This window comes from Flavobacterium sp. W22_SRS_FK3 (assembly GCF_052113665.1).
Lineage (GTDB): Bacteria > Bacteroidota > Bacteroidia > Flavobacteriales > Flavobacteriaceae > Flavobacterium.
The window spans coordinates 72852-85284 of record NZ_JBGQOF010000004.1 but is presented as its reverse complement, the minus strand read 5'-3'; the positions used below and the strand labels follow the sequence as shown (position 1 = coordinate 85284).

16 protein-coding genes are annotated in these 12433 nt (G+C 32.7%); 15 read left to right on the top strand and 1 reads right to left on the bottom strand.

What is annotated here, in order from left to right; genetic code table 11:
* The first annotated feature begins 5 nt into the window (after positions 1 to 5).
* The 12 genes from infA to ctlX all read left to right on the top strand — a co-directional run bounded on the left by infA (position 6) and on the right by ctlX (position 9516).
* On the top strand, positions 6 to 221 hold the full coding sequence (infA, locus tag ACEN2I_RS05015; protein ID WP_007136545.1) for a translation initiation factor IF-1: 216 nt from the start codon (positions 6 to 8) through the stop codon (positions 219 to 221).
* 12 nt (positions 222 to 233) lie between these two features.
* Positions 234 to 350: a type B 50S ribosomal protein L36 gene (ykgO, locus tag ACEN2I_RS05010; RefSeq protein ID WP_072945378.1), complete on the top strand. Its 117-nt coding sequence runs from the start codon at positions 234 to 236 to the stop codon at positions 348 to 350.
* A gap of 2 nt (positions 351 to 352) precedes the next feature.
* Positions 353 to 727 (top strand): 30S ribosomal protein S13, encoded by a 375-nt coding sequence (gene rpsM / locus ACEN2I_RS05005; protein WP_031456033.1) that lies wholly within the window; start codon positions 353 to 355, stop codon positions 725 to 727.
* A gap of 8 nt (positions 728 to 735) precedes the next feature.
* Entirely contained in the window at positions 736 to 1119 is a 384-nt protein-coding gene (gene rpsK / locus ACEN2I_RS05000; protein ID WP_007803677.1) for a 30S ribosomal protein S11, read from the top strand.
* Positions 1120 to 1211: 92 nt separating this feature from the next.
* Positions 1212 to 1817, top strand: coding sequence for a 30S ribosomal protein S4 (gene rpsD / locus ACEN2I_RS04995; RefSeq protein ID WP_007803679.1), 606 nt, complete (start codon positions 1212 to 1214; stop codon positions 1815 to 1817).
* 21 nt (positions 1818 to 1838) lie between these two features.
* Entirely contained in the window at positions 1839 to 2831 is a 993-nt protein-coding gene (locus ACEN2I_RS04990; RefSeq protein WP_026109818.1) for a DNA-directed RNA polymerase subunit alpha, read from the top strand.
* 36 nt (positions 2832 to 2867) lie between these two features.
* The gene (gene rplQ, locus ACEN2I_RS04985; protein ID WP_007803683.1) at positions 2868 to 3356 is read left to right on the top strand and encodes a 50S ribosomal protein L17; all 489 of its coding nucleotides are present in this window, start codon (positions 2868 to 2870) and stop codon (positions 3354 to 3356) included.
* 248 nt (positions 3357 to 3604) lie between these two features.
* Complete coding sequence (carA, locus tag ACEN2I_RS04980; protein WP_441765011.1) at positions 3605 to 4723, top strand: glutamine-hydrolyzing carbamoyl-phosphate synthase small subunit; 1119 nt, start codon at positions 3605 to 3607, stop codon at positions 4721 to 4723.
* Between the two features lie 101 nt (positions 4724 to 4824).
* A complete protein-coding gene (gene eno, locus ACEN2I_RS04975; protein WP_441765010.1) occupies positions 4825 to 6117 on the top strand; it encodes a phosphopyruvate hydratase in 1293 nt (430 codons plus the stop codon).
* A 155-nt stretch (positions 6118 to 6272) separates the two neighbouring features.
* Positions 6273 to 7550, top strand: coding sequence for a citrate synthase (locus tag ACEN2I_RS04970; RefSeq protein ID WP_441765009.1), 1278 nt, complete (start codon positions 6273 to 6275; stop codon positions 7548 to 7550).
* Between the two features lie 59 nt (positions 7551 to 7609).
* Positions 7610 to 8524, top strand: coding sequence for a dimethylarginine dimethylaminohydrolase family protein (locus ACEN2I_RS04965; RefSeq protein WP_441765008.1), 915 nt, complete (start codon positions 7610 to 7612; stop codon positions 8522 to 8524).
* A gap of 56 nt (positions 8525 to 8580) precedes the next feature.
* Positions 8581 to 9516: a citrulline utilization hydrolase CtlX gene (ctlX, locus tag ACEN2I_RS04960; protein WP_441765007.1), complete on the top strand. Its 936-nt coding sequence runs from the start codon at positions 8581 to 8583 to the stop codon at positions 9514 to 9516.
* 92 nt (positions 9517 to 9608) lie between these two features.
* On the opposite strand, the gene ACEN2I_RS04955 is transcribed toward ctlX, so the two are convergent.
* Positions 9609 to 10238, bottom strand: coding sequence for a MarC family NAAT transporter (locus tag ACEN2I_RS04955; RefSeq protein WP_441765006.1), 630 nt, complete (start codon positions 10236 to 10238; stop codon positions 9609 to 9611).
* A gap of 157 nt (positions 10239 to 10395) precedes the next feature.
* Here ACEN2I_RS04955 and ACEN2I_RS04950 point away from each other — a divergent pair, with 157 nt between their 5' ends.
* The 3 genes from ACEN2I_RS04950 to ACEN2I_RS04940 all read left to right on the top strand — a co-directional run bounded on the left by ACEN2I_RS04950 (position 10396) and on the right by ACEN2I_RS04940 (position 12424).
* Entirely contained in the window at positions 10396 to 10761 is a 366-nt protein-coding gene (locus ACEN2I_RS04950; RefSeq protein ID WP_441765005.1) for a CoA-binding protein, read from the top strand.
* 180 nt (positions 10762 to 10941) lie between these two features.
* The gene (gene recR, locus ACEN2I_RS04945; protein WP_441765004.1) at positions 10942 to 11562 is read left to right on the top strand and encodes a recombination mediator RecR; all 621 of its coding nucleotides are present in this window, start codon (positions 10942 to 10944) and stop codon (positions 11560 to 11562) included.
* Between the two features lie 70 nt (positions 11563 to 11632).
* Positions 11633 to 12424, top strand: a complete 792-nt coding sequence (locus ACEN2I_RS04940) for a polysaccharide biosynthesis/export family protein (RefSeq protein ID WP_441765003.1) — start codon at positions 11633 to 11635, stop codon at positions 12422 to 12424.
* The last annotated feature ends 9 nt before the right edge of the window (positions 12425 to 12433 follow it).

Genomic DNA, 12433 nt, shown 5'->3' with positions numbered 1-12433 from the left:
TATTTATGGCAAAACAATCAGCAATAGAACAAGACGGATCAATCATTGAAGCATTATCAAATGCGATGTTCCGTGTAGAGTTAGAAAATGGACATATTGTAATTGCTCATATTTCTGGAAAAATGCGTATGCATTACATCAAATTATTACCTGGTGATAAAGTGAAACTAGAAATGAGCCCTTATGACTTGTCAAAAGCAAGAATTACTTATCGATATTAAAGGATATTCACTATGAAAGTTAGAGCATCAGTAAAAAAGAGAAGTCCCGAGTGCATCATTGTGCGTAGAAAAGGGAGATTGTACGTAATAAACAAAAAGAATCCTAGATTTAAACAAAGACAAGGATAATTATGGCAAGAATAGCAGGGGTAGATATCCCAAAAAATAAGAGAGGTGTTATAGCACTTACCTATATCTTCGGATTAGGAAGAAGTAGAGCGATTGAGATTTTAGAGAAAGCTCAAGTTAGCCAAGATAAAAAAGTTCAAGATTGGAATGATGACGAGATCGGAGCAATTCGTGATGCAGTTGGATTTTACAAAATTGAAGGAGAATTACGTTCTGAAGTTTCTTTGAACATCAAACGTCTAATGGATATTGGATGTTACAGAGGTATCCGTCATAGATCTGGTCTTCCTTTGAGAGGGCAAAGAACTAAAAATAACTCTAGAACAAGAAAAGGTAAAAGAAAAACTGTTGCTAACAAGAAAAAAGCAACTAAATAATAAGTAATATGGCTAAAGCAACTGCAAAAAAACGTAAAGTTATCGTTGAATCAACGGGTGAAGCTCATATTTCTGCCACTTTCAATAACATCATTATTTCTTTGACAAATAAGAAAGGTGAAGTTATTTCTTGGTCTTCAGCTGGAAAAATGGGTTTCAGAGGTTCTAAAAAGAATACTCCATATGCGGCTCAAATGGCAGCAGAAGATTGTAGTAAAGTAGCTCTTGAGGCAGGACTTAAAAAAGTTAAGGTTTATGTAAAGGGACCAGGAAACGGGCGTGAGTCTGCCATCCGTTCTATTCATAACGGTGGAATTGAAGTTACAGAGATTATCGATGTTACTCCAATGCCTCACAACGGATGTCGTCCTCCAAAGAGACGTAGAGTTTAATAATATATTTAAGTATAACAAGGTAGAATAAACGATTATCGAAGGATATGACCTGAATTCATAATCTCTACCTTAAATTTAATTTTTTAGAAATGGCAAGATATACTGGTCCTAAAACTAGAATTGCTCGTAAATTTGGCGAAGCAATATTCGGAGATGATAAATCTTTCGAAAAAAGAAATTACCCACCTGGACAACACGGGATGGCTAAAAAAAGAGGTAAAAAATCTGAGTATGCTGTTCAGTTAATGGAGAAGCAAAAAGCTAAATATTCTTATGGAATTTTAGAAAAACAATTCAGAGGTTTATTCAAAAAAGCATCAGCTACTAAAGGTGTTACTGGTGAGGTTCTTTTACAATTATGTGAAGCAAGATTAGATAATGTTGTTTTTAGAATGGGAATTGCTCCATCTCGTAGAGGTGCAAGACAATTAGTTTCTCATAGACATATTACCGTAAATGGTGAAGTTGTAAATATTCCTTCTTACCACCTTAAGCCTGGTGATAAAGTTGCAGTTCGTGAAAAATCTAAATCTTTAGAAGCAATCGAACGTTCTTTATCAAATTCAAGTCATGTTTATGAATGGATTACTTGGAACAATGATCTTAAAGAAGGAACTTTTGTTTCTGTACCTGCAAGACTTCAAATTCCAGAAAACATTAAAGAACAATTAATCGTAGAGTTGTACAACAAATAATAATTGACTTAGTCGAAATTTATGGCAATATTTAATTTTCAAAAGCCCGATAAAGTTATCATGATCGATTCAACCGATTTTGAAGGTAAATTCGAATTTAGACCTTTAGAACCTGGTTATGGATTGACAGTTGGTAATGCACTTAGAAGAGTTTTGCTTTCAGCATTAGAAGGTTATGCAATTACATCTGTTCGTATCGAAGGTGTAGATCATGAGTTTTCTACTATTTCAGGTGTTGTTGAAGATGTTACCGAAATTATCCTTAATCTAAAACAAGTGCGTTTCAAACGTCAAATTGAAGATATCGATAATGAAGCAGTTACAATTTCTGTTTCTGGTAAAGATCAATTAACAGCAGGTGATTTTCAAAAATTTATCTCAGGTTTTCAAGTTTTGAATCCAGACCTTGTTATCTGTAATTTAGATTCTAAAATCAAATTGAACTTCGATTTAACAATCGAAAAAGGTAGAGGATATGTTCCTGCTGAGGAGAACAAAAAACAGAACGCTGCAATTGGAACTATTTTTACTGACTCAATTTTTACTCCGGTAAAAAATGTTAAGTATGCAATTGAAAACTTCCGTGTAGAACAGAAAACAGATTATGAAAAATTAGTTTTTGAAATTAAAACTGATGGTTCTATTAATCCAAAAGATGCTCTTACTGAAGCTGCTAAAGTTTTAATTCACCACTTCATGTTATTTTCTGACGAAAGAATTACACTCGAGGCTGACGAAATTGCACAAACAGAATCGTATGATGAAGAGTCATTGCATATGAGACAATTGCTTAAAACTAAGCTTGTTGATATGGATTTATCTGTGAGAGCATTAAATTGCTTGAAAGCGGCTGAAGTTGATACACTTGGTGATTTAGTATCGTTCAATAAAAATGACCTAATGAAATTCCGTAATTTTGGCAAAAAATCTTTAACTGAACTAGATGAACTAGTAGCGGTTAAAAATTTAACTTTCGGAATGGATTTAGCTAAATACAAATTAGATAAAGAATAATTCAATCCCGCTTGCGGGATTAAATTTAAAATAGCAATGAGACACGGAAAAAAATTCAATCACTTAAGCAGACAGACTGGACATAGAAAAGCTATGTTGGCTAATATGGCTTGTTCTCTTATTGAGCACAAACGTATTAACACTACTGTTGCTAAGGCTAAAGCGCTTAAACAATTTGTTGAGCCTTTAATCACAAAATCAAAAGAAGATACGACTCACAATCGTCGTATTGTTTTTGCTTACCTACGTAGCAAATATGCGGTAACTGACTTGTTCAGAGATGTAGCTGCTAAAGTTGGTGACCGTCCAGGAGGATACACTCGTATCATTAAAGTTGGAAATCGTTTGGGAGATAATGCTGATATGGCAATGATCGAACTTGTAGATTTTAATGAACTTTACAATGGAGGTAAAAAAGAAGTTAAAAAAGCTAAAAGCCGTCGTGGTGGTAAAGCAAAAAAAGCTGAGGAAACTACTGAAGCTCCAGCTGCTGAATCAGAAACAACTACTGAAGCTTCTGAATAATTATGAAAGTAATGATTCTATAGAAATCAAGGATAAGCTAATTTTTAGTTTATCCTTTTTTTTTATTTTTTTATAGAGAAAGTATAATTTAACTTTTTTGAGAGTTTGGGTTTTATTTTTGTGAATGAAATTTTTAAAAAATCTTGGAAGCACTCTTTTAAAAAAGTAAATTTGCAAAATATCTAATTATAAATAAATGAGCTATAGCTTGTTTTGAAGACGATAAAAAGAACAATACAAATTAAATAATGAAATACACGACACGACAAAGCGCCATTTTATTACTAAGTGATGGAACTATTTTTCACGGGAAATCTATCGGAATTAGCGGTAAAACTTTTGGTGAAGTTTGTTTTAATACAGGAATGACAGGATATCAGGAAATTTTTACTGATCCTTCTTATTTTGGACAGATATTAGTTGCTACAAATGCGCATATAGGAAACTACGGTGTTAATGATCAGGAAATAGAATCTGATAGCGTTAAAATTGCTGGTTTGGTTTGTAAAAATTTTAGCTTTAATTATTCAAGAGAAGACGCATCAGGGAGCTTAGAAGATTACTTTACTAAACAAAATTTGATTTGTATTTCTGATGTTGATACGAGAGCTCTTGTTAGCTATATTCGTGATAACGGCGCTATGAATGCTGTTATTTGTACAGACGGAACTTCTGTTGAAGAATTGAAAAAAGAATTGGCTAATGTGCCAAACATGGAAGGTTTAGAGTTGGCATCAAAAGTTTCAACTACTGAGCCTTATTTTTTTGGTGATGAAAGTGCTACTTATAAAATATCTGCTTTAGATCTTGGAATCAAAAAGAATATTTTAAGAAACCTTGCAAAAAGAGATTGTTATATTAAAGTCTTTCCTTATAATTCAACTTATAAAGATTTGTCAGAATTTAATCCGGATGGATACTTTTTATCAAATGGTCCTGGTGATCCAGATCCGTTATTTGGTGCTATAGAAGTTGCTAAAGAAATTATCGCAGACGATAGACCTTTATTTGGAATTTGTTTAGGTCATCAGATTATTGCTCTTGCTAATGGAGTTAAAACGTATAAGATGTTTGGTGGTCATCGTGGGATTAATCATCCGGTAAAAAATATTATTACCGGAAGAGGCGAAATAACTTCTCAAAATCATGGTTTTGCTGTAAAAAGGGAAGCTTTAGATGGTCATCCTGAATTAGAGATTACACATGTACATCTTAATGATGATACTGTTGCAGGAATGCGTATGAAAAACAAAAATTGTTTTTCAGTACAATATCATCCCGAAGCAAGTCCTGGACCACATGATTCATCGTATTTATTTGATCAGTTTGTTGAGAACATAAAACAAGCTGCCTCTAAAACGATATAGTTAATAAATAAAGATGTTTAATATCAACAATACGTTTTTACTATTAAATATTTTTATAATTTCGTAAAAAACATATAATTTACTAATAAAAAACAAAAATAATGAGTATTATAATTAAAGTTCACGCAAGACAAATTTTTGATTCCAGAGGTAATCCTACTATTGAAGTTGATGTTGTAACTGAAAATGGTGTTTTAGGTAGAGCTGCTGTTCCATCTGGTGCTTCAACTGGAGAACATGAAGCTGTTGAATTACGTGATGGTGGTAAAGCATATCTTGGAAAAGGAGTTTTGAATGCGGTGAATAATGTAAATACTGTTATTGCTGAAGAATTGGTAGGAACTTCTGTTTTTGAACAAAATACTATCGATCAGTTAATGATTGATTTAGACGGGACTCCAAATAAATCTAAATTAGGAGCAAATGCTATATTAGGAGTTTCATTGGCTGCTGCGAAGGCTGCTGCTAATGAGCTTGGATTGCCATTATACAGATATGTTGGTGGAGTTTCTGCCAATACCTTACCTGTGCCAATGATGAATATCATTAATGGTGGTTCTCATTCTGATGCCCCTATTGCTTTTCAGGAGTTTATGATTTTTCCTGTAAAGGCAACTTCTTTTACTCACGCTATGCAAATGGGAACTGAAATTTTCCATAGTCTGAAAAAAGTATTACACGATAGAGGGTTAAGTACTGCTGTAGGTGACGAAGGTGGTTTTGCGCCAAACTTGGCTGGAGGTACTGAAGACGCTTTGGATACAATTAAATTAGCAGTTCAAAATGCAGGATATTCTTTCGGTGATGAAATTATGATTGCACTAGACTGTGCTTCTGCAGAATTTTATGTAAACGGTAAGTATGATTACTCTAAATTTGAAGGAGAAACAGGTAAAGTTAGATCTTCAGTTGAGCAAGTTGAATACTTGGCTGAATTGGTTGCTAAATATCCAATTATTTCTATCGAAGATGGTATGGATGAAAATGACTGGGATGGATGGAAATTGCTTACTGAGAAAATAGGACATAAAGTTCAATTGGTTGGTGATGATTTATTCGTTACTAATGTTGAACGTCTATCGACAGGAATTGAAAAAGGAATAGCAAATTCAATTTTAGTAAAAGTGAATCAAATTGGTACTTTAACTGAAACGATAGCAGCTGTTAATATGGCTAAAAATGCAGGTTATACTTCAGTAATGTCTCACCGTTCAGGTGAAACAGAGGATAATACAATTGCTGATTTAGCAGTAGCTTTAAACTGTGGGCAAATTAAAACAGGTTCTGCTTCTCGTTCTGATCGTATGGCAAAATACAATCAATTATTAAGAATTGAAGAAGAGTTGGGAAGTACTGCTTATTTTCCGGGATTAAAAGCTTTTAAAATCAAATAATTGTAAGAGTTATATTGTAGAATAAAACCATTCGTATAAACGGATGGTTTTTTTTTGGAGTTTTAACAAATTCATAGTATTATTCTTTTTTTAATTAGTCTTAAATTCCTTAGATTTGATAAATTATTATTTTAAAGAATTATTTCCGATATATTATGTCAAAAACTGCTACATTAGAAGTAGATGGTAAGAAAATTGAACTTCCGGTAATCACAGGAAGCGAAAATGAATCAGCTATCGATATTAACAAATTACGTGATTTAACTGGTATTATTACTATTGATCCAGGTTATAAAAACTCAGGTTCTTGCAAAAGTGAAATCACTTTCTTAGATGGGGAATTAGGAATTCTTCGTTATAGAGGTTATTCAATTGAAGATTTAGCTGAAAAAGCTAGTTTTTTAGAAACCTCTTATCTTTTGATTTTCGGAGAATTACCAACTGCTCAGCAATTAGCACAATTCGAAAATGATATTAAAAAGCATTCTTTGGTTAACGAAGAGATGAAAAATATTATTGACGGTTTTCCAAAAACGGCTCACCCAATGGGAGTTTTATCTGCCTTGACTAGTGCTTTGACAGCATTTAATCCAAAGCCGGTAAATGTTGACAACGAAAAAGAAATGTATGATGCTATTTGTAAAACAATGGCCAAATTTCTTGTAATTGCAACTTGGACCTACAGAAAATCTATGGGCTATCCGTTAAATTATTACGACAATACAATAGGGTATGTAGAAAACTTTATGCATTTGATGTTTGAACTGCCTACTGGGCCTTACAAATCAAATCCAGTTGTTGTTGATGCATTAGACAAATTATTTATTCTTCATGCAGATCATGAGCAAAATTGTTCTACTTCTACAGTAAGAATGGTAGGTTCTTCTCATGCAGGTTTGTTTGCTTCGATTTCTGCAGGAGTTTCTGCTCTTTGGGGGCCACTTCACGGAGGTGCCAATCAGGCAGTTCTTGAAATGTTAGAAGAAATTAATAAAGATGGTGGAGATACTGATAAATTTTTAGCGAAAGCAAAAGATAAAAATGATCCATTTAGATTAATGGGATTTGGTCACAGAGTTTATAAGAACTTTGATCCTAGAGCAAAAATTATTAAAAAAGCAGCTAAAGAAGTATTAGAAACGTTGGGTGTTGAAGATCCAATTTTGGAGATTGCAAAAAAATTAGAGGCTGCGGCTTTAGAAGATGAATACTTCAAGTCAAGAAATTTATATCCAAATGTGGATTTTTACTCTGGAATCATTTACAGAGCGTTAGGTATTCCAACCGATATGTTTACAGTAATGTTTGCTATTGGAAGATTACCAGGCTGGATTGCACAATGGAAAGAAATGCGCGAAAATAAAGAGCCAATTGGAAGACCAAGACAAATTTATACTGGTCATCCATTGAGGGAATTTCAGTCAAATAAATAAAATGAAAGCTTCACTTAACTGTGAAGCTTTTTTTATATTTGCAACAAAATCTAACACTTATGTTGCAGTTAAATATAAAGAACGAAACATCAAGATTACGTGCTGTAGTTTTGGGTTCTGCCGTTCATAATGGGCCAACTCCCTCAATAAAAGAGGCCTATGATCCTAAATCGTTGGAACATATTAAGGCAGGAACGTATCCTCTCGAAAAAGATATGGTTGTTGAGATGGATGCTTTTAATTCCGTTTTTCAAAAATATGATATAAAAGTTTATCGTCCGGAAATGATAGAGAGTTATAATCAAATTTTCACTAGAGATATTGGTTTTGTAATTGATGATGTCTTTATTAAATCAAATATTTTGCCTGACAGAGAACGTGAGCTAGATGCTATTCAATATGTAATTAATCAAATAAATCCTTTAAAAGTTGTTCGCCCGCCACAAGAAGTTCATATTGAAGGTGGTGATGTTATGCTTTGGAACGGCCATATTTTTATTGGAACTTATAAAGGGAGTGATTATAAAGATTATATAACTGCAAGGACTAATATTCAAGGTGTAAATTATATCAAAGAGTTATTCCCAAACAAAATTGTCAAAGAATTTGATTTGGTTAAATCTAAATTAGAAGCTCGTGATAATGCTTTGCATTTAGATTGCTGTTTTCAGCCTGTTGGAAAAGATAAAGGAATCATTTATAAAAGAGGTTTTCGGGAAGAAGCAGATTATCTTTATTTGGTAAATCTTTTTGGAAAAGAAAATTTATTCCATATCGAAAGAAACGAAATGTATAATATGTTTTCAAATGTTTTTTCAATAGATGAAAACATTGTAGTTTCAGAAAAGAATTTTACGAGATTAAATAATTGGTTACGTACTAATGGTTTTACAGTTGAAGAAATTCCGTATGCTGAAATTGCAAAGCAGGAAGGTTTGCTTAGATGTTCAACTTTGCCTTTAATTAGAGATTAATACATGTAAAGTAAAGATGTACAGAGTATGTCTCTACAAAATTAAAATATACAGATATGGAACAAATAACAAATGCTATCGTAATGATTCGTCCTGTTGCTTTTAGGATGAATGAACAGACAGCCATAAATAATTATTATCAAAAAGTATTAGACGGACTTTTGCCAAGTACAGTAAATGCAAAAGCACAGCAAGAGTTTGATGTTTTTGTGGAAAAATTAAGAGCTGTGGGTGTTGATGTTACAGTTATCGAAGATACATTAGAAACAGATACACCTGATAGTGTTTTTCCAAATAACTGGGTTTCATTTCACGAAAATGGGGATGTGGCTTTGTATCCAATGTTTGCCGAAAACCGTCGTCCGGAGCGTCGCGAAGATATTTTGGATACCCTTGAAGAAAAAGGTTTTGAGATTAGTAACATTATGGATTATACTTCGGCTGAAGAGGATGGCATTTTTCTTGAAGGAACAGGTAGTTTACTTTTAGACAGAGCTAACGGAAAAGCATATTGTGCGTTATCACCTCGTGCAGATGAAGAATTGTTTATTGAATTCTGTGAAGATTTTGATTATGCTCCGGTAATTTTTGAAGCTTTTCAAACTGTAGAAGGAGAACGCAAATTGATCTATCATACAAATGTAATGATGTGTCTGGGCGAAACTTTTGCGGTTATTTGTGCAGATAGTATTGATGATAAAAAAGAACGTAAAATGGTTCTGGAAAATTTAAAAGCTGATAAAAAAGAAATTATTTTAATTACCGAAGCACAAGTAAATAATTTTGCTGGTAATATGTTAGAAGTTCGAGGAGCAAATAATAAAAAGTATATTGTTATGAGTTCATCAGCTCATCAAAGCTTAACAGTAAAACAAATTACACAATTAGAAACGCATGCTGAAATTTTAAGCTCAAGTTTGGATACTATTGAAGCTTGCGGTGGTGGAAGTGCCAGATGTATGATGGCTGAAGTTTTTTTACCGAGAAACTAAGTTTAAAATTTTTAATTAGAAAATTCCAAATTCCAAAAACTGAATCACTACAGTATGGAATTTGGGATTTTGTATTTAGATATTCGAAGTATTTACATCAAGTTTCCTTTTATAATATTAATTATAGAGCTAACAATATACTGAATTCCTATTGCAATTACTATGAAACCGACTATTCTGGAAATTGCGACGATACCTGAAGCTCCTAATATTCGAGCCAAATAATGCGCACTTTTTAAGATAGCATAAATGGTAATTGCTATTGCCAAAATGGCTATACTCGAAATTATTATTTCTTTCATTTCATGATGCTCCTGATAAAAAGCAATTAACAATGAGATAGACCCCGGACCAGCCAGCATCGGAATTGCCAGTGGAGTCAAAGCTATATCATTTCTTTGTTGTGCATCATTTTCTACTTTTTTATTAATTCCTCTTTTTTTGCTTATTTTTCCGGATAATAATGAAAAACCGGAATTTAATATTACAAGTCCACCGGCAATTCGAAGCGCGTCAATACTGATTCCGAAAAACGTCAATACATATTGACCGATAAAGAAGGATACAATCAAAATAATAAAAACATTAATTGCTGTCCATAGTGAGATTCTGGAGCGCTCAGTTTCCGAATCATCATGAGTGAGTCCTACAAAGATAGGGACGGTGCCAATTGGGTTTAAAACAGAGAAAAGAGCGGCAAATAAATAAATGAATAAATCCATAATGTTTTTTCGGTTAATAAAGTAAAAATAATCAAATTTTAAGATTTTACTCCAAAATGATGTTAGTATATTGTTTTTTCTTCTTTAATGTCTCTAATTCAATAATAGGCAGGATATCCAGCCTTTTTTGATTACTTTTGTTGCATATTCAGAGATAATGAAAAATAAAAAAACTTTAGTTCTAGGTGCTACAGCAAAACCTGAACGTTATGCTTTTAAAGCTATAAATATGTTGATTCAAAAAGGATGTACAGTTTTGGCAATTGGTCAAAATGCCGGTGAAGTTGCCGGTGTAAAAATCCATACCAAAGCTATCCCTGTTAAAAATATAGATACAATAACTTTATATTTAAATCCTGTTCGCCAGCGCGATTATTATAATTATATTATTGAAGCAAAGCCTAAACGGGTGGTCTTTAATCCTGGAACCGAAAATCCTGAGTTGTATCAGTTGCTGGAGCTTAATAATATTAAGGCGGAGGTTGCCTGCACATTAGTTTTGTTGGCAACAAATCAGTATTAGCTTTTTTAAAGCTATTCCTGCTGTATACTTTATCTTTTGCGCTGAACTCCGGCACAAAAGCATATCGTTTCTGTAAGGGTTCAAAATATTGTTTTGCGAAAAACTTTTGTACTTGCAGATACATTAAATTAAGTTTTTTCAACACTCTGCCAAACCATTTAAAATATTACTTTTGTTTTTATGGAATTTTCATCAAAATTAATAGAAAAAGCAGTTAATGAAATGTCGCAATTACCAGGAATTGGTAAGCGTACGGCATTACGTTTAGTACTTCATTTATTAAAACAGCCTAAAGAACAAACAGGTTTTTTGTCGCAAGCATTATTGAATATGCGTGAAGATATTAAATTTTGCGAGAATTGCCATAATATTTCAGACTCAAAAGTTTGTGAGATTTGTGCTAATTCATCAAGAAATCATCAGACTATTTGTGTTGTTGAAGATATCAGAGATGTGATGGCTATAGAAAATACAGGGCAATATAAAGGTATTTATCATGTTTTAGGAGGTAAGATTTCTCCAATTGAAGGAGTAGGCCCAAGTCAGTTAAATATATCTACTTTAGTTGAGAAGGTAAAGCTGGGTAAAGTTGTTGAAATTATTTTCGCATTGAGCTCTACAATGGAAGGGGATACTACTAATTTTTATATATATAAACAAATTACCGATTCTGAAATTATAATTTCTACAATTGCAAGAGGGATTTCGGTGGGTGATGAATTAGAATATGCAGATGAAGTTACGCTTGGAAGAAGTATTTTGCATCGTGTACCTTTCGAAAAAACATTTAGAAACAATTAAATAAATACGAATTGAGTAAGATTTCCTGAAGATTAAAGGAATAGTTATATTTGCTTGTAAAACTTTAAAAATGACAAAAAACTGTTTTTATTTATTATTAATTAGTACGTTATTTACATCCTGTATTCCTGTAAAAGATTTAGTGTATTTGCAGGATAAAGGAACTTCCGAAAATGAAACTACAGTTTCAGTAGTTGAATCAAAACCCTACAGATTACAAGTTAATGATGTTTTGAGTGTTGATATTAAAGCGATAGATCCTAAATTGGTTGCTATTTTTAAGTCTACTGAAAGTTCAAATCCCGATATTGGTAAATCTGAATCGCAATTGTATTTTAATGGGTTTACTGTTGATGATCACGGTAATATAAGAATGCCAATTTTAGGTGAAATAAATGTAATTGGTTATACACTTGAAGAAGCGCGTTTGAAGATTGAGAAAAAACTACTCGAAGAATATTTTAAAAAAGAAGCAAATATATTTGTTACTGTAAAATTAGCAGGTTTCAGGTATACAATAAATGGAGAAGTAGGAAGCACAGGTACTAAAACATTGTTTCAGGAGCATGTAAATATCATGGAAGCAATTGCTAATGCGGGTGATATTACTACAGTTGGTAATCGAAAGTCAGTGACAGTGATTCGTCAGACACCTACCGGAGTTCAAATGAATGATATTGATTTGACAGATGTAAATGTCATGAAGTCACCTTATTATTACTTACAGCCTAATGATTATGTTTATGTAAAACCACTAAAACAGAAAACGTGGGGCACAGGTCAGACAGGAATACAATCTATAGGTACAATTATAACTTTGTTATCTTTGGCTACAACAGTTTATTTATTGTTGAAAAATTAAAAAACTAAA